Origin of the sequence: Pseudoalteromonas sp. T1lg22 (genome assembly GCF_002964645.1) — a bacterium.
Lineage (GTDB): Bacteria > Pseudomonadota > Gammaproteobacteria > Enterobacterales > Alteromonadaceae > Pseudoalteromonas.
On the sequence record NZ_PQBY01000010.1, the window covers coordinates 234,420 to 252,257 of the forward strand.

Sequence of the window (17,838 nt, forward strand, 5' to 3'; positions counted from 1 at the left end):
TGTTATTATAAAGCTTGAATAGTCTTGCAAATGAGCATAGATTATTCAATTAGTTTTCATTCAACTGTAATTTTTTAGTTATGCAGCCACTTCCCTACTTTCCTTATGTGGATCAGCACATGCAGGTTGAAGATGTTACCATCGGCGAGCTTGCCAAACACATCCCCACCCCATTTTACTGTTACTCGGCTGCGGCTATTGCCAGTAATTATCAGCGCTACAGCGATGCGTTTGCAGGACTGGATAGCTTAATTTGTTATGCCGTAAAAGCCAACTCCAATCAGGCAATTTTAGCCACCTTGGCGCAATTGGGTGCCGGTGCCGATACTGTTTCCGAAGGCGAGATCCGCCGCGCGCTGGCCGCCGGCATTAAGGCGGAGAAAATCGTCTTCGCCGGTGTGGGTAAAAGCGAGCAGGAAATCCGCTATGCCCTGGCCCAGGGCATTTTGCAGTTTAATGTTGAGTCCGAGCCGGAATTAGAGCGCATCAGTGCCCTTGCGGTGGAAATGAATACCACAGCACGCATCTCCATTCGCGTGAATCCGGACGTTGAGGCCAAAACCCATGCCAAGATCACCACGGGTCTGGCGGAGAATAAGTTCGGCATTAATATCGATTTGGCGCCCGAGCTTTATCTTAAAGCGGCCTCTTTACCGGGTATAGAAGTGACAGGTGTGGATGTGCATATCGGCTCCCAGCTGATTAACCTGGAGCCCTTTGCCGCCGCCTTTGCCAAGGTTGCGGAGCTAGTAAGCACCCTAAAAGCACAAGGTATCATCATTAAAATCATAGATATAGGTGGTGGTTTAGGCATTAATTATGGCGAGCACAGCGATGAGCCGGATATCCGCACCTATGCCGAGCATGCCAAACAGCACCTTGGCCACCTTGGTTGCAAAATCATAGTCGAGCCTGGGCGTTCCATGGTCGGCAATGCCGGCGTCCTGGTCTCTCGGGTGGAATACGTGAAAACCGGGCAAGAGCGCACCTTCTTGATCCTCGATGCGGCCATGAATGACTTGATCCGCCCGAGCATGTACGACGCCTACCACCATATTGCTACCGTAGATCAAAAGCCCTGCCAAGCGGTTTATGACATAGTCGGCCCGGTATGCGAAACCGGCGACACCTTCGCCAAAAACCGCTCCCTCGGCGAATGTGAACAAGGCGATCTGGTCGCCATTATGGGCGCCGGAGCCTACGGCGCCGTGATGGCGTCACATTACAACTCCCGCCTTAATGCCCCCGAGGTACTGGTGAAAGGCAGCCAATACAGTATTATTCGCGAGCGCATCGACTTTGATGCCCTGCTTGCCATGGACACCCTGCCAGCCTGGCTTTGATAGGTTGGCCAACTCCTCTTGGCCAACCTTTACTATTCCTTTCATATAGATACTTAGCCTTACCCCATACCTGCAAGCAAGAATTCGCCCGCTGTATGGTGCTCATTTCGCGTCGTTATATTCATATTTTATTTTCAATAATAAGAATAACATGAAAAAAATATTCTTGATTAATTCTGGTAACAATTGTTTAATATATATGCAACAAAAGGAAGGTTAGCACTAATAAAACAGGGGAAATCACAGGGTTAAGGTCCAACCGATAAATAAATTATTATAAGGATGGGGATATAATGAAACCAACTCACTTCAACCTCAGCGCATTGGCGCAGGCTAGCTGCCGCGCGATGCGGGCACCTAAAACAGCGATCACTTCCACCCTGATTGCCGCGGCCTTTATCAGTGCTCCGGCACTGGCGGCCTTGACCGGCGGCATCAAGGGCACGGTTATCGCCGAGCAAACCGAACAGTCCATGGCCGGGGTAACGGTCACCGCACGCTCAAGCGTTATGCCTAAGGCCCGTACAGTGGTCACCGGAGCCGATGGGAGCTTCGATCTGCCACAGTTAAAGCCTGGTACCTACGAGCTCACCTTCACCAATAAAGACGGCGCCAGTCAAACTCTGACGGTGCAGGTATTGTTAGAGCAGACTTCTAAGGTTGATGTGGAACTGAGCCTGACCGGCAACAAGACCGAGGTGATCACTATTACCGGCAGTCGCTTATATCGCCAGGGTAACTCCTCGCTCACCAACTCCTTAGGAGAAAAAGCCATCGAAGGGGTGCCCATAGGCCAAGACTATCGCGACCTACTTAAACTGGTGCCTGGCGTCGAGCTGTCTGAAAACTCAGTCCTCGGCCCGTCGGCCGGTGGCTCCGGGGTGGATAACTCCTATGGCTTTGATGGTGTTAATGTTTCCTTGCCCATGTTTGGTAACCTGGCATCCGAGCCTTCCACCCACGATGTTGCCTATGTCACCATGGACAGAGGCGGAGCTAAGGCCGTTGACTTTAACCGCTCCGGCGGCTTTGCCATCAACACAGTATCCAAGTCTGGCACAGACGAGTTTACCGGCTCGGTGGAATACAAGGTTCAGCCCAAAAGCCTGGTTGCCTCTCCCGTTGGTCAGGAAAGTTATGAAACGGATAAGAGTTGGATAACAGCTAACCTGGGCGGCCCGCTGATTGAGGATACCCTGTATTTCTACACCTCCTATTACCGTCCCGAGGAAAAACGCAGCAACAAGGATACGGCCTACGGCGATGTGAAAAACTATAAGAGCGAGCGCGATGAGTTCTTTGGCAAGCTTACCTGGGCGCCCCGTGACGATCTGTTATTCAATATTTCCCAGCGTATTTCCGATAAAACCGAGGAAGGTGCCTCCATTGGTGAATACGAAACCGACAGTGTGTCCGTTGGCGGCGAGACGGATCAGGATATTTTCACCCTGGACGGCTCCTGGCTGATAGATTCAAACACCACCTTATCGTTTCAGTACAGCACCTTTGATCTACAAAGCAGCTCGCGCCCGGATACAGAGCTTAATTTCCAGCCGTCGCTGAGCGGCACCCTGGATGTCGATAACCTAGATCAAATGGGTTACTTTAATGTGCCCGAACTGCGCGGCCCAAGTGACAACTATACCCCAGAGCAAATCGCCGCCTACAATGCCGGTGCGGCGGCGCTGATCGAGCAGTTCGGTTACACGGAAAACGGCATGAAAATGGGCGGCGGTGGCGTCGGTGCCTATTTACAGTACGACGACCAGGATTTTTACCGCGATTCATTTGAGCTCGAACTCGATCATGAGTTTAGCTGGGGCGATACTTATCACACCTTGCACTTTGGCGGGCAATGGTCAGAGGGTAAGGAGGTACTTACACGCTTTTCCAATGGCTGGGGACGGATTAACTATGTCGGCGGCTTGGATCTGAGCCAGCAAGCAGGCAATGACACCCCGGTTATTTATCGTGCCCTGGTGCAACAAATGAGCCTAGTAGGCAGCGGCGATTTGGCACCGGCCATCACCTCAGAAACCAAGACTCTGAACTTCGAGATTAACGACACCATAGAATATGGCGATTGGACTTACAATATAGGTGTGTTAGTCAGTCGCGATACCTATTATGGTCAGGGCCTGCGCCCTAAATCCGGCACCATCTCCGGCTATGAATTGGCCCCGGGACATAAGTACAAGATGTATGAAACCGACTGGAGCGATATGATACAGCCGCGCCTGGGCGTGAAATGGAATTATGCCGACGAAGATGACGTCTTTGCCAACTTCGCCATCTACAACCCGGAAACCAGCTCCTTGGCTCGTGCCGCCTCCTGGGACAGGAACAACCGCAGTGCCATTGACGTTGAATTCGATGCCGATGGCAATGTTATCTATGCCGAGCCTCGTGCCTCCTCTTCAGGTAAGCTGTTTCAGGAAGGCATGAAGCCGCGTCGCATTAATGAAATCACCCTGGGAACCACCAAATACGTGGGTGAAGATCTGGTGCTGCGGGCGCATGTACGTCACCGTAAGGGCCTGCACTTTTGGGAAGATATGCCCAATAGCGCCCGCCTCACCAACTATGATGGCATCGATGCCCCGGGTGTACCGGCAGACATTGCCGCTCAGGGTTTATACATAGAGAACCTGCAGGATATTCGTAATGAAATCGGCGGCTCATCCTATGTCATAGCCGAGGTGGATGGTGGCGAGACCAAGTATTGGGAAGCCAGCTTTGAGGCCGAGTACATGGGCGATAACACCTATGTAAATGCCTCCTATGTATGGAGCCACTACTATGGCAACTTCGACCAGGACAACACCACGGCCGATAACGATGCCAACACCTTTGTCGGCTCCTCCTGGTATGGTGACGGCATAGGCCGCTATCCTTGGGATTACCGCTATGGCACCCTCTCTGGCGATAAGCCACATAAGCTCAAGGTATACGGCTACTACACCACTCCCTGGGAAGCCAATATCGGCGCCTATTTTGTCTTCCAGTCAGGTCGCCCTTGGGAGAAATGGGATGGTAATCTCTATGGCAGCAGCTCCAGCCACACCAGCCGCTATGCGGAGCCGGCGGGTAGCCGCCGCAGCGCAAGCCACTGGCAATTGGATCTAAACTATACCCAGGACTTCACCGTCTATGGCGATTATGCGCTGCAATTCCGCGCCGATATCTTTAACCTGTTCGACCGTCAAACCGGTTATAACAACGACCCTTATTTTGTTAACAGTACCTTTGGCGAGCCCCGTGACTATTACAGTCCGCGCCGAGTGCAACTGTCATTGAAATTTGCGTTCTAAGCTAAGATAACAACCTAAGATAGACCAGCGCCCTTCGGGGCGCTTTTTATTTTCTGCGCACTTCCTAACCCTGTAACAAACATCAAAACCATGTCCCCGGCATCCTTTGCCTATGCACTTCTTTTAGCCATAAAAAAACGGCATCAAAAGATGCCGTTTTGGGCGATACCCGGGCAGGGGTATCCTGTGTTAGTCGTTACTTGCCATGAGCCAAAATGGCTTCATAGACACGGGTGATCACCGAACCGTATTTCCCCGTTTCAAATTCTTTGCCTTTAAATCTATAGTCGCTTTGCGAGCCGGTCACTTCGCTATGGCGGGCATTGGTAAACAGCACTATGGCCAGATCATATTCCGGGTCAATTACAGTTACCGTGCCGGTCCAGCCCGTGTGTCCGTATGCCCTTGGGCTGGCGTAGGGACCAAAATGCCATATGCGCGCGCCATTGCCGGCGCGACGCCAGCCCAGGCCATAGCTTTCATCCGTTGCCGTGGGCTTAATAAACTGATCGACCACCTCGGGCCTGATTAACTGCACTTCACCATAACTACCCCGGTTTAGCAACAATTGTGTGAGTTTTGCCACACTTTGCACATCGGCAAACAGGCCCGCATGTCCGGCCACCCCGGCCAGGGAGTAAAACGCCTTTTCATCATGCACCTCGCCTTGGAGCACATAATCCCGCACGCCCTCGAAATTCACCCGGCCACCGCGGGTATTGCCTTCAATCTCGGTAGCCGCTATCTGCGAAGGCATAAAGCCCTTTTGCAGCGGATTAAATGCCAGGGTATTGAGCCCCAAGGGGGCAAACAAGCGGCTTTCCACATAGGCATCAAGGGGCATGTTGGTAATACGTTCAATCAAAATACCGAGCAGCATATAGTCAACATCACTGTAGAGGTGACGCTGAGCCCGCATCATCTCAAAGGGCACGCCACGGATTAACAGCTGTTTGGTGCGCTCGCTATTAAGGGAATAAAATGGCTTGCCGAGGTGATTATCGACGCGATGAAAGTCCACCACCGCCGGGTAACCTGCGCTGTGAGTAAGCAGGTCTTTTACTAGCCGTACCTCGCGTCCCTGCCCGGTATATTCCGCCAGGTAATGGCTAATGGGCTTATTAACATCCAGGCGTCCCTGCGACACCAAATGCATCAATGCCAGATTGGTGGCAAACATCTTGGTATTAGAGGCAAGATCAAACAGGGTATCGACTGCCATGGGCTGTGCGGCTACAGATTCTTTGCCGTGGTGCGCACGGGCATAACCATAGGCGCTGAGCTTAACCAGCTCGCCCTTATACACCACCCCAAGCACGGCGCCGGGAAAGCCCTGATCCACTTCTTGTGCAATCAAGGTATCCACAGCGGCGAAGTCAATTGCCCCGGGATTAGGCCAAAGCTTGGGCGCAGGAAGGCGAATACTCAACTTTGCATCCTCGGGAAAGACCGACTTAATATGCAGGGTATTGACCCCATCGCGGGTGCGCCTTGCCAGCGAATAGCGGTAGCTGTGCCCGGCCTTTAAGGGCCGAGCGATATTAATGGTTTCGCCATTAATCAGGATTTCGGCGCGTTCGGCGCTGATGTTGTCTATGATGATCTCACCGCGGCGGCGATAGGACTTAAACTGGTATTTGTTGTTTACATCGACCCGCGAGCTGACATCCGGCTGTGGATACTGGATATAAAGCTGCTCATGACCCAAGGCGGCAAACTCCTGTGGTTGCTCGGCCAACTCCTGGTAAAGTGCAAAGTTTTTATCCGCCTTTTTCGACTTATAACGTTTGAGCAGAGCGAACAATACCGCCGCCGTTTTCGAATCCGCCTGGGCATTTACCTGCCAGGGCAAAAAGTGTGTTTGAAATGCCTTAAGTACATCCAGTGTTTGCTGATCGAGCCGGGCGGTCACCGCAATCCCATAGCCATAATCCGCCAGCGCTTGCTGTATCACGGCCACAGAAGGCGGCGCGGCGCTAAAATGGCGCCAGTAATATTCCACATCCTGCTGTTGATACCAGGCACCTATGCCCGCCTTATAAAGCTGATACCAAGGGAAACGTGGACCCGGGTCGAGTTTGCGTCCCGGTGCTATGTCCGCATGCCCGACAACCTGGGTCGGGCCAATATCCGGATTACGAGCGAGAATATCCTGACTAAGGGCGATTAATAATTCGATTTGTTTGGGATCATAATCGGGGAACACACAAAACGGCTCAGCACCATATTCAATGGTGGAAATCTCCGGCTCCATACTCGGCGCCCTGTCGCTGCAACTGGGAACATTCACCACCTCAATGCCGATGGAGTGGTCATTAAGATCGGTGCGCCCCTGCCAATAACTATTCCCCGCATGCCAGGCTCTGTCCTGCTCTTTCACCAGCTGCAGAACTTGCAGATCGCGCTCACCATAGCTGGGATCCTGACTTTCGGGCACCAGGTAATGGGCGCTTAAACCGCCTTTTTCCACCAACACGCGCTCAGACTTTTCATAATCAATCGCTGTGTAGTGCATCACCAAAAATTTAATGCGCTTGGAATAATTATGTGACTGCTTGAAATCGTAGCCTGAACTGCAACTGCTCAGTAAAAATAACAAGGGCAACGACAGCAGACTCTTACAGCGCATCTGCAAAGATTCTTTATCCATACCAACCTATAGCGAAAAAACTATGCTTAAGCACAGTGTCTTGAACTTATAAACGCAACAACAACCCTCTAACCGTATAATAATATTTTATTTCTTTCAATTTAAAATAGATGGAATATATATTCTTGAACTTAACTTCCCCTGTGCTTAAAAGGTAATAAAAATAGCCTAGAAAATATGAACCAAGGCTTAGAACAAGGCTTTTTTACTCGGCCTCTTTGGGCCTTCTTATAAAAATTTTTTATTCCTTTTATTTGGAATATTGAGTTACACTTTGCCATTACGTCGTTGTTAACATGTGTACCAAGCGTTCAAAGGTATCCATAAGACAGAGAAACCTAACAATACTAAGTAACTTCTTATGTCGACATTTGTAAAAATTAAAGCACTGCGTAAGTCTTTTTCCAGTAGCGAAGCCAAACTGGCCGATTTTACGCTGAACAGTGCGAATGCTATTCGTGACCTCTCCTCCATTGAGTTGGCCAAGGTGGTGGGCGTAAGCCAATCGAGCGTGGTTAAGTTTGCCCAAAAGCTCGGGTATAAGGGCTTCCCCGCCTTTAAGCTGGCGGTTATTGACGCCCTCAACTCAGAGTCTCCTGCCCCTAAGCTGCACGGTAAGATCACCCTTAATGATAGCCTAGAGCAGATTGCCGAAAAGCTGTTAAGCAGCAAGATGGCGGTATTAACCGAAACCAAGAACCTCAATGAAGCCCAGTCCGTAGAGCTGGCGGTGGTCTTACTTAAAAATGCCCGTCGCGTCGCCATTTGCGGTCTCGGTGGTTCGGCTTTGGTGGCCAAAGACTTTGCCTATAAGCTGCAAAAGTTAGGCATAGCCGCCATCGCCGAAGCGGACGGTCACGCCCAGTTGGCCTATGTGTCGACCCTGGGCAAGGACGACCTGGTTATCGCCATCAGTGAGTCGGGTAAAACCCGGGAAGTGGCAGAAGCTGCGCATCAGGCTCAACAGAATAATTGCCCCGTGATTGCGGTGACCAAGTTTGGCTCCAGCCCGGTGGCAGATTGCGCTTCGGTGAACCTCTATTCTGTGGCCGAGGAAGAGTCGATTCGTCTGAGTTCTATTCTGGCGCGCACGGCGCAGGACTTTGTGATCGATATTCTCTTTATCGCCCTTACTCAGGCGACGCGCCCGGGGCGTAAGTTGTTGGAGCATTCCAACGATGTGGTAAAAGCATTCCGTGAAGGTTAAAACACAGAAACAAAAAAGGCCCAACTGGGCCTTTTTTGTTATCTCCAACTACTCACTCTGGATACAGCAGGTATTTTTTCCGCGCCGCTTTAAAGGCATCAAGGCCAGCTTGCCAGCTCTTTCTTATCTCGGCCTCGCTTTGACCAGACTCTATCGCCAAACGCAGGGCATCCGTACCGGCGAGCTTATCCATAAACCCGGCACTACTAAAGAACACCTCGCCCTGCTCCGCAAAACGCTTATGGGCGGCAATCAGCCAACCCAAATCCAGGCCCCTGACCTGGCTTTGGCGTAGATCTAAGCCCTTGGCCACCAGACCTTCCAGTTTAGGGGAGCTGGCAGCACCAACAATGGAACGTGGGGAAAAAGTAAATTCGCCTAGAACCACCTTATCATGGCCTAACACCTGAAACGGGAAGTCCGTACCGCGGCCGATGCTGACCGGCGTCGCCTCAAAGAAACACAGCGACGGATATAAACCTATGGCCTGATCGTTGGGCAGGTTGGGGCTGGGTTTTATCGGCAAAGAATAACCCCTATCACGAGCGTAATTCGCCACGGGGATAACCGTCAGAGTCGGGTTTGTGCCCTCATCAAGCCAGTTTTCACCCACTATCATTTGCGCCAGCTCACCCACCGTCATGCCATGCAAAACGGGTATCGGGTGCATGCCAACAAAGGAGCGAAACTCCGACTCCAGTATCGGCCCGTCAATATAGGCGATATTGGGGTTGGGCCTGTCGAGCACGATAAACTCGGCCTTGGCCGCGGCGCTCGCCTGCATCATATAGTGCATGGAGCTGATATAAGTATAAAAGCGCACACCCACGTCTTGAATATCGAACAGCACCACATCGACCTGGCTCATCGCCTCTGCGCTGGGCTGCTTGTTCTTACCATAAATAGAAATGATGGGCAGGCCGGTTTTGGTATCTATGCCCGAATCTATATGGGCGCCGGCATCCTGATCACCGCGGAAGCCGTGCTCTGGAGCAAAAATAGTGGTGATCTTAACCTGCTTGGCCAGCAAGGCATCCACCAGGTGGGTGTCCCCCAAGGTAGAAGTTTGGTTAACCACCAGGCCAACCCGCTTCCCCTTGAGTAAAGGCAGGTAGTGCTCAAAGCGACTGGCGCCAACCTGGATATCTTGCTGGTCGGCCTGAGCACAGGCACTGCTAAGTAAAATCAATAGGGCAAAGGCTGCCAACAGGCGCTTAATCATCGCCTTCAACCTCTTGCACCGCCGAGCGTAAAAAACCCTTGTTGTTATCCAGCAAGGCCTTGCCCTCACTCGCGGTTTTGCCGGTCAACAGCATTAAAATCGCTAACTTGGCACTATGCTCGCTCTGCGCCAGTGCCTCGACCGCCTCCTGCTCGGTGCATTCGGTGGCCTGCATTACGATACGCACGGCACGGGCCTTGAGCTTATCGTTGCTGGCATTCACATCCACCATCAGGTTGCGATAGACCTTGCCGGAGCGGATCATACTGGCGGTGCTGAGCATATTAAGCACCAGCTTCTGCGCCGTACCGGATTTCATGCGCGTTGAGCCGGTCAGCGCTTCTGGGCCGACCACGGCGGCCAGCTGGATATCTGCGGCATTGAGGACCGCTGAGTTAGGTGAACAACTGATCCCCACGGTGACACAGCCCTGTTCACGGGCATAATTGAGCGCCGATACCACATAAGGCGTGCGACCACTGGCTGCAATGCCCACCACAACATCGTCACTTTTTAGCTGTTGGTTTTGTAAGTCTTCAATTGCCATGGCCGCATTGTCTTCTGCCCCTTCCACCGCCTTTTGAATCGCCCGCTCGCCACCGGCGATAATGCCCACTACCTGGCCGGGTTCAACGCTAAAGGTGGGAGGACATTCGGCGGCGTCGAGCACCCCTAAACGGCCACTGGTTCCGGCGCCGATATAGATAAGGCGGCCGCCCTTAGCGAAGGCATCAACTATGGCGTCGACCGCCTTGGCGATAGCCGGGATAATTTCCCTGATCGCCGGGGCAACCTTTTGATCTTCATCATTCAGTTTACGAAGAATGGCCTCGCTGGGTAAGAGGTCAATATCCAGGGTTTGCGGGTTTTGCCCCTCAGAAACTATGGTATTTAACTCTCGCAATAACTCAGAGCTATGGTCACTTGGTAAACTCATGTACTTATTCCAGTTATAAATTCTTTAATGCCAGCAAATAGGCGCCATCCAGAGCCGAGCCCCGCGCGCGCTGCACCAGGGTCTGATACCAGGGTGCCAATAATGGGGCCGTATTGTCGGCTAAACCGCCCAACAATACCACAGGCAAATCATATTCCCCGCGGGTAGCGCGGATAAGTTGCTCAACCGCCCGGGCATGACGTTGCAGTATTTCTGCGGCCATGTCGCAGCGCCCTTGATAAGGCCACACCAACTCACTCAGGCCTGCATAGTCCCCTACCTTAGCACCGCTTAGCCACTGACTCAGCGCCTCGCGGCTGTGACCGACTCTTTGCGCCAGCACCTCGAGCAAGGGGGTAAGCGCTTGTTGTCTGTCAAACGCCTGCATCAGGGCCTGCACCAACATGGCTCCCAAACGGGCACCGCCGCCTTCATCGCCGAGGGTAAAGCCCCAGCCTCCCACCAGATGTGTGCTGCCATCGGCCTGCAAACGGGTGCCGACACTGCCGGTGCCAAGGGCAACACAAGCCACCGGGGCACCCAAATTGGCGCCATAGGCGGAGGTAATAGCGTCGCTGACCACCTTTACCTCGGCAAAGCCAAGTGCCTGTAAGCGGCTGCGTAATTGCGCTTGATTATACGGATTCCCGGCGCCGGCAACACCGGCGACGCAATTGACCTGACTCGGCAATATGGCCGCATCGTGAAGTATGCTTGCCACCTGAGCACACAGGGTATCACAGCCCAATTGCAAGTCATGACCCAGTGATGAGCCCGGCCCTCTATGCTCTTGCACCACCTGACCATCCGAGTCATACAGGCGCAGCGCCGTTTTTGTGCCGCCACCATCTATGGCCAGTACCCAGTTAGCCATGACGCACCTCATGATTGATGGGATTATTGCTTGATTGATTAGTCGCCGCGCTCACTGCCTGGCCTGCCGCTTCGGGCTTGCGACCAAAGGCACAGACCAGGGTGGCTAACGCGGTGCCGATACACAGCTGCCAGGTAAAACCTAGATTAAACTGCCACTGGCTCGGCAACAGCATCTCTTGCACATAGGGTTGCATCAACAAGGTGGCCACAAAGCCGACTATCAGGGCTGCGAGCACGGACGCTTCGCTGCCGCGTCCGAGGAAAAGACTAGTGAAGTACACGCCCAACAGGCCAGAGTACGAAAACACCATGACACTCAGGGCAAATTTCAGCAGCGGCATTTGCGAATATTGCTGCCAGAAGTAACAAAGAATGGCCATGGAGCCGAGCGCCAGTGACACTCCCAACATGGCAAAGCGCCCCACCAGCACATAATGATGATCTTCTTTTTGTGCGTCGCCCTGCTGGCGCTGACGCTTTTCATGCCAAGGCCGGTAGATATCCTGCACCACCACGGAGGCCATAGAGCTGAGCCCTGAGTTCAGGGTGGAAATGGCGGCGGCGATAATGCCTATGGTCACCAGGCCCTTTACTCCGGCGGGAATTTCATTAAGAACATAGTGCATAAAGACGGTGATCTTCTCACCCTGGAATTGCCCGACATTGGCTCCATGGACAGCCCGTTCGGTGGCCCCCAGCATGATGTCGGGGCGCTGATAAAACACAAACAACAGCAGGCCAATGACGATAAACAAGAACATCACAGGGATCACCATGGCGATGGACAGCATAATGGCGCGACTGCCGGAGCGCGCGTCTTTACAGGTCAACACCCGCTGCGTCATGTCCTGATCCAGACCGAAGGCGGCAATGTTTAAGAGCACAAAGCCGGTCAGTACCGACGCCATGTTAAACACCCCGGCAGCGGAAAAATCCAGGTCAAACTTAAACAAGGCCAGCTTGGAGCCCTGCTCCGGCCCCGGGTTTTGCAACGCCTCGATAATGGTTGAGAAATCGGCGGGGATCGCCAGCCATAAACTGACAATCACGCACACGGCGGCACTGGTGTACACCAAGCACTGGATCACATCGGAATAGATGACGGTGCGAATACCGCCAAAAATACTGTAGGCAAGACCTATGATCACCAGCACCAGGGTGGCCATAATGACGCTGCTGGCGGCAATGTTGCCATAGAGGATCATGGCCACGGCAATGGCGGCCATATACAGGCGCGCACCGCTGGCAAACACCCGCCCGAACAAATACATCAGGCCGGCGCGGCGCTTGGCCTTGGGGCCCACCTGCTGCTCCAGCAGCTCATAAACGGTATAAACACGATATTGATAAAAGCGTGGAATAAGCACCTGAGCCACCACCAGGGCCGCAATAAAGGCGCCTATATTGGTGGCCAAATAGGACAAATCTCCTTGATAGCCTTGATCCGGGCCACCGATAAAGGTGGCCGCCGATTGCGAGGTGGCCAGCACAGACACCGCCACCATCCAGGTCGGCATGGCATTACCACCGAGAAAATACTCCGCCGAGGTGTTAGCCTTTTGGCGGTTAAACCACCAGGCCGTCAGCGCGATGAGCAAGGCATAGGCGCCGAATACCAGCCAGTCGAGCGCTTCATAATGTGCGTTTATCATCAACCCGCCTTGTTATTATTTTTGTGGCCCTAAGGGCGGCAAGCGCCAGAGTGTTTGCTTTAGCGCATATTCCATGCGCGGCAATATCACCATCAGGGGGTGTTTGTCTTTATCCAGCCAGCGCAACAGGGCATCCATATCCGCCTCGGCCATGGCCGTACACCCCGCCGTAGGCTTATCCGCGGCGCGCCATAAATGCATAAAAATACAGCTGCCGGCACCGCTGATATTCTCCGGGTTATGGGCAACGATAATACCCTTTTTGTATAAATCGTCCTGGCTGTGAATATCGCGGCGCATGGCCTCGGATGAGCCTTCTACCGCCTTTTCACCCACCACCTTGGTATTCACCAACTGGTTGTAATAGGGCGAGCCGTTCACATCGATGCAGTAATCCCCCGCATCCATGGGGTGATAATCTAGGCCGGTGGTAAGCGCATCCAAATAACCAAAGGCATTCCCCAAACGAAATACTCCAGCGGGCGCCTTGCCGTCTCCTTCCACCTTCTGCTGACCTTGCTGGAGCTCATGTAAGCCAATGCCCCAGGCCAGGCCGGTGCGACCAATCACCACGGCGCTGGACTCCCCCATGGCGTGCCACTGGTTATCATCGCCGCGCTCAAACAAGGTCATTTCACCTTGAATATCTGTCCAGGATTCGGTTACCACCACCGCCAGTTGGCGGTTGTCACCTTGAATGGGCTCGGGCTCACCCTTGGCCCAGGCCGGGCCGCTACAGGCACTGGCGATCAGCATAATCAGGCTGGTTAGTGTGTTATTCATTGCCATACTCCATTGGGTAGTTCGATAAGACCCTCGATGCCGGTAATTCCCAGGCCAGGACCAGTATTTAGGGTGATAGCGGGCCCGCAAAAGCGGGTTCCGCCTTGCACTGGGTCGTACTGGCCAAGAGCTGGACCGTCTAAATCTATCAGGCCGATTTGCTTGGCCTTGGCCGCCGCCAGATGTGCCGCCGCGGCAACGGCAATACTGCCTTCCAGCATACAACCGATCATACAAGGGCGCTCATAGGTGGCGGCGATATCGGCAATCCGCAAGGCACGACTGATACCGCCGCTTTTCATCAGCTTAATATTGATAATGTCCACGGCGCCACGCTCCAGCAGGGTGATCACCTGCCTGGGTGAGAAGGCACTTTCATCGGCCATGATCTTAGACTGGACCCGCGCACTAATATACTCAAGGCCGTCAACGTCATTGGCTTTTACCGGCTGCTCCACCAGCTCCAGGACTATGCCTTCGCTTTCTATAGCCCGCAGTGCGCGCACCGCTTGCTTGGCATCCCAGCCCTGATTCACATCCAGGCGCAGCGCCGCCTTGTTGCCCACATGCCGGGCGATAGCGCGCACCCGTTGAATATCCTGCTCAAGGTCATTGCCTATTTTGATTTTCAGCACATCAAAGCCTTTAGCCAAGGCGATATCACAATCGCTCAGCATTTTATCTATGGCATCTACGCTGATGGTGACATCGGTTTTAAGCTCGCCTTGATCACCGCCCAAGGCGCGATACAAGGGCACGCCCAAACCTTGCGCCCACAGATCATACAAGGCAATTTCCAGCGCCGCTTTGGCACTGGAGTTGGCCACTACGGCAGCGGCCAAACGATCGCACAGGGCATTGATATTGCGCACATCCTGATTGATAAGCTGAGGCGCAAGGACTGTGTTGATAATGCTTATTATGGATTGGTGGGTGTCGCCGGTGATCACCGGCGTGCTCGGTGCGCTGCCATAACCCCTTTTGCCACACTGGGTGTCGATTATGACCACCAGGTCTTCTATGCTGGAAACCGTGCGCAGCGCTGTTTTAAACGGGGTGTGCAAAGGCACCGACAAACGGGCAAAGCGTACCGACTTAATGATCATAGTGCACCGCCCGGAGCGATACGCTTAATGGCATAGGTTTTATCTAAATAGGAGGTATCGGCATTTAAATACAGGGGTAGCAAGGGCGTCACAGATACGCCATTGAGCTCGCCATCGTAAAAACCGCCATCGCCTTTTAAGTAGCCAAGCCCTTTTACGTCATGGATCACATAGGGCTGGCCTTGATAATCGCCGATATACATCATCACATGGCCGGGAATATAGATTAGGTCGCCCACCTGCATCTGTGCCAGCACCTGCCGCTTTTGCTCCAGCGTGGCTTCGTCATCAAAGCGCCAGTTATAGCCGTACTCCCCCTTGCCCTGCCATGAAGAATTACGCGGCATCATTACGCCAAAGGTTTTATAAATCTCGCCGACAAAGCCGGTGCAATCCCGGGCATTGTAATCGTGCCCCCAGCCATAACGCTCGCCTAAAAACTTAAACCCCTGAGCAATGAGGTTATGCCGGGTAAGCGGCAAATAACCCAGACTCACATCGCTGGAGCGCGGCAATAACGCCTTTTCAAAGGCCAAAGAGCCGTCCTCATTGCGCACCGGCAGCTTGACGATATAGCTGGCAAAGCTGTTTTGGCCGTGAGTGAGGTGCTCAATTTGCTCTTGTGGCATCAGCGCCAGGCGCACCCCCATATCCAGTTGGACCTCGGAAACCCGTGGTTTATTAGGCACAAAGCTGGTGTCCACCTTATCACCGCTGACAATGATGAAATCCTTGGCCCGCATATAATCAACAATGGTGTCTTTATCCCCCACGGCGATGGCCGACTTTTTCACCCAGGCGGTGTAGTTGTAGGTGGCCACCAGATACCAGAGCCCATCCGCGCTTTCATGCAGCACAGCCACCGCCTCACCCGGGAAGGCGCCGCTTTCCTGGAAGCGATCCAAATCCGCATCCATTTCCGCATTTAGCACGCGATCATCGGTGGGAAAGGTGCGTAACGACGTGCGCTCAACCACCATGCCAAAGCGCACCTGATTCTTGTCCTGCACCTGGGTCTTATTGGTGTTACCGTGATAGCGCGCAAAGTCCTCGTCCGTCAGCTGGCGGCCATCGGTATAAAACCTTGGGCTGGAAGGTGTTGAACTGGCTTTTTCCAGGTGTTGGATCAGCTCGTCACGGGAGAGCTCATCCGCATAGGTGAGCGGATCTGTAACATAGGGATTATTGGCAATCAGCTTGCGGTTAAAGGCCTGAATTTGCCGCTCGCTCATCAGCGGCGCGTTATCCGCCTGCTGTTTTAACCAAAAAGCGGGAGAGAGCATGGCCGGCTGAACCAAGGGCACATCGCTGACAAAGGGCGCCGTTTGCTGAGCGTAAGCCAGACCATGACTGGACAGCAGCAAGGCCGCCGCAATGGCAGCACTGAGAATAGATTGGGCTTTGTTGTTCATTGTTATCTCTCCCCTTCGGCGTTAAGTCGCAGGTTTTAATACATGAGATTACTTTATAGTCGCAGGGGAAACAAATATTTCAAGGGGGATATTTGTTAGGAATATTTTATTAAAAACATAGAGCGCTTACAGCGCGGCATGTTTTTATTGCGTTTGGGAGTTGAATTTCTGAAACGATGATTGTGCTTAAGGTAAGATCTTGTCGCTGTGGCGACGACACTAAAAGGGGGAATGATACGATTCCCCCTTTTAAATCCCCCCGTACCCCAGCATTTGCTTAATGCTTCGCCTGCCGGTGTTGCCAACGCACCCGGCGAAACTCGGCTATCCCTGCCTCGATTCGCCTAACTTGACCGTCCAAGGTCAAGTTGTGCTGCCAACCCCGCCCTGCTCAGCGCAAATGCACGGGGCCCAGGCTGATGCATCACAGTTCTAAATCAAGGTGGTCGAAAGCTGTTATTCAGCTAAGACCAAGCGGACTTTAATGCCAGCTTTATGCCGAGCGGAAGCAAGTCCTAGGCCTGTCCTAAGCGCAGCGAAGAGAACTTTGCACGTCTGTCCAATAGCGCCTTGTTAGGTGTTTTTGGGTCAATTTTGAATTGCACTAACAAATCCGTTAGTTAAATAGACATAAGTCCCACGACCGTAAACCCATTGCTCTCTTCTACCATGTGAAGTGATAGTGGAATTTATATCCTCTGGACTACCCCAAGACACCAGGACAGCTTTGTCGCTGGCTCCTATCCATACTTTGCCAGATTTCACTTTTTCCAACTCATTTGGAGTTAAGTGTAAGTTAGCAATAGTATTTTCAATGAATTCAACTCTCTCTTGAACTTGATTTGTATTTTTAAAGGTATTACAAAAAGCTGGCCAATCTCTGGAAGAATCAAATTTAACTTCATGTGCCAATTTTAAGGCACAGCTGTCAAGTTTGTTTTTATTATCTTTAACTGAATACCACACAGAAATATATATTTCGTCCCATTGCTCGAAACCTGCCTTGAGATAATCTTGATGTGCTTGCTCTAAATCAGAATTGCTAGTTGTTTGAAACTCCAATATCCATGCGACTTCCCCGCTCGGAGTAATAACTTGGCAATGTGATGAAACACATGCTCCATACTTAAGCTTTAGTGACTCACCTTTTTTATACTGATATATAACCTTGTGCACGGAACTAGCAGGAGGAGGGAAGTTATATGCTTTTATGTCTGTTACAGCACGAGTTTCAGCGTTTGCTAATTGTGAATTTAAAATAAGTAAAAATAGTACAATCCGTTTCATTTGCTCTCCTAACTTTGAATCATCTAACGCCTAGCTCTGCGGTTGCATGAAG

Annotated in this window: 12 protein-coding genes; 3 read left to right on the plus strand and 9 right to left on the minus strand. The window is 52.4% G+C overall.

Annotation, left to right across the window (positions count from 1 at the left end):
* Window positions 1–119: 119 nt before the first annotated feature.
* Both lysA and C2M24_RS06935 read left to right on the plus strand, forming a co-directional pair.
* The gene (gene lysA / locus C2M24_RS06930) at window positions 120–1,343 is read left to right on the plus strand and encodes a diaminopimelate decarboxylase (protein WP_233999507.1); all 1,224 of its coding nucleotides are present in this window, start codon (window positions 120–122) and stop codon (window positions 1,341–1,343) included.
* A gap of 293 nt (window positions 1,344–1,636) precedes the next feature.
* Window positions 1,637–4,654 (plus strand): carboxypeptidase regulatory-like domain-containing protein, encoded by a 3,018-nt coding sequence (locus tag C2M24_RS06935; protein WP_105213749.1) that lies wholly within the window; start codon window positions 1,637–1,639, stop codon window positions 4,652–4,654.
* Between the two features lie 196 nt (window positions 4,655–4,850).
* On the opposite strand, the gene pbp4b is transcribed toward C2M24_RS06935, so the two are convergent.
* On the minus strand, window positions 4,851–7,304 hold the full coding sequence (gene pbp4b / locus C2M24_RS06940) for a penicillin binding protein PBP4B (RefSeq protein ID WP_105213750.1): 2,454 nt from the start codon (window positions 7,302–7,304) through the stop codon (window positions 4,851–4,853).
* A 361-nt stretch (window positions 7,305–7,665) separates the two neighbouring features.
* Here pbp4b and C2M24_RS06945 point away from each other — a divergent pair, with 361 nt between their 5' ends.
* Window positions 7,666–8,511, plus strand: a complete 846-nt coding sequence (locus tag C2M24_RS06945) for a MurR/RpiR family transcriptional regulator (protein ID WP_105200815.1) — start codon at window positions 7,666–7,668, stop codon at window positions 8,509–8,511.
* Window positions 8,512–8,563: 52 nt separating this feature from the next.
* Here C2M24_RS06945 and C2M24_RS06950 read toward each other — a convergent pair whose 3' ends face one another.
* From C2M24_RS06950 to C2M24_RS06985, 8 genes are all read right to left on the minus strand, one after another.
* Entirely contained in the window at window positions 8,564–9,733 is a 1,170-nt protein-coding gene (locus C2M24_RS06950) for an exo-beta-N-acetylmuramidase NamZ family protein (protein ID WP_105213751.1), read from the minus strand.
* Complete coding sequence (gene murQ / locus C2M24_RS06955; RefSeq protein ID WP_105213752.1) at window positions 9,726–10,670, minus strand: N-acetylmuramic acid 6-phosphate etherase; 945 nt, start codon at window positions 10,668–10,670, stop codon at window positions 9,726–9,728. Before murQ ends, C2M24_RS06950 begins: the two co-directional genes overlap by 8 nt.
* 13 nt (window positions 10,671–10,683) lie before the next feature.
* Window positions 10,684–11,544 carry a BadF/BadG/BcrA/BcrD ATPase family protein gene (locus tag C2M24_RS06960; protein WP_158683705.1) on the minus strand — a complete coding sequence of 287 codons (861 nt, stop codon included), beginning with the start codon at window positions 11,542–11,544 and terminating at the stop codon, window positions 10,684–10,686.
* A complete protein-coding gene (locus C2M24_RS06965) occupies window positions 11,537–13,195 on the minus strand; it encodes a sodium:solute symporter (protein ID WP_105213775.1) in 1,659 nt (552 codons plus the stop codon). Before C2M24_RS06965 ends, C2M24_RS06960 begins: the two co-directional genes overlap by 8 nt.
* A gap of 18 nt (window positions 13,196–13,213) precedes the next feature.
* Entirely contained in the window at window positions 13,214–13,981 is a 768-nt protein-coding gene (locus tag C2M24_RS06970; protein ID WP_233999509.1) for a L,D-transpeptidase family protein, read from the minus strand.
* Window positions 13,978–15,087, minus strand: coding sequence for a mandelate racemase/muconate lactonizing enzyme family protein (locus C2M24_RS06975; protein ID WP_105213755.1), 1,110 nt, complete (start codon window positions 15,085–15,087; stop codon window positions 13,978–13,980). Before C2M24_RS06975 ends, C2M24_RS06970 begins: the two co-directional genes overlap by 4 nt.
* Window positions 15,084–16,499, minus strand: a complete 1,416-nt coding sequence (locus C2M24_RS06980) for an SH3 domain-containing protein (protein ID WP_105213756.1) — start codon at window positions 16,497–16,499, stop codon at window positions 15,084–15,086. Before C2M24_RS06980 ends, C2M24_RS06975 begins: the two co-directional genes overlap by 4 nt.
* A 588-nt stretch (window positions 16,500–17,087) precedes the next feature.
* Window positions 17,088–17,786 carry a hypothetical protein gene (locus C2M24_RS06985; RefSeq protein ID WP_105213757.1) on the minus strand — a complete coding sequence of 233 codons (699 nt, stop codon included), beginning with the start codon at window positions 17,784–17,786 and terminating at the stop codon, window positions 17,088–17,090.
* Window positions 17,787–17,838: the final 52 nt, after the last annotated feature.

Coding starts and splice junctions, on each gene's coding strand:
- murQ (WP_105213752.1), bottom strand. CDS start 10,670: ATGAGTTTACCAAGTGACCATAGCTCTGAGTTATTGCGAGAGTTAAAT.
- pbp4b (WP_105213750.1), bottom strand. CDS start 7,304: ATGGATAAAGAATCTTTGCAGATGCGCTGTAAGAGTCTGCTGTCGTTG.
- C2M24_RS06980 (WP_105213756.1), bottom strand. CDS start 16,499: ATGAACAACAAAGCCCAATCTATTCTCAGTGCTGCCATTGCGGCGGCC.
- C2M24_RS06950 (WP_105213751.1), bottom strand. CDS start 9,733: ATGATTAAGCGCCTGTTGGCAGCCTTTGCCCTATTGATTTTACTTAGC.
- C2M24_RS06985 (WP_105213757.1), bottom strand. CDS start 17,786: ATGAAACGGATTGTACTATTTTTACTTATTTTAAATTCACAATTAGCA.
- C2M24_RS06935 (WP_105213749.1), top strand. CDS start 1,637: ATGAAACCAACTCACTTCAACCTCAGCGCATTGGCGCAGGCTAGCTGC.
- C2M24_RS06975 (WP_105213755.1), bottom strand. CDS start 15,087: ATGATCATTAAGTCGGTACGCTTTGCCCGTTTGTCGGTGCCTTTGCAC.
- C2M24_RS06970 (WP_233999509.1), bottom strand. CDS start 13,981: ATGAATAACACACTAACCAGCCTGATTATGCTGATCGCCAGTGCCTGT.
- C2M24_RS06960 (WP_158683705.1), bottom strand. CDS start 11,544: ATGGCTAACTGGGTACTGGCCATAGATGGTGGCGGCACAAAAACGGCG.
- lysA (WP_233999507.1), top strand. CDS start 120: ATGCAGGTTGAAGATGTTACCATCGGCGAGCTTGCCAAACACATCCCC.
- C2M24_RS06945 (WP_105200815.1), top strand. CDS start 7,666: ATGTCGACATTTGTAAAAATTAAAGCACTGCGTAAGTCTTTTTCCAGT.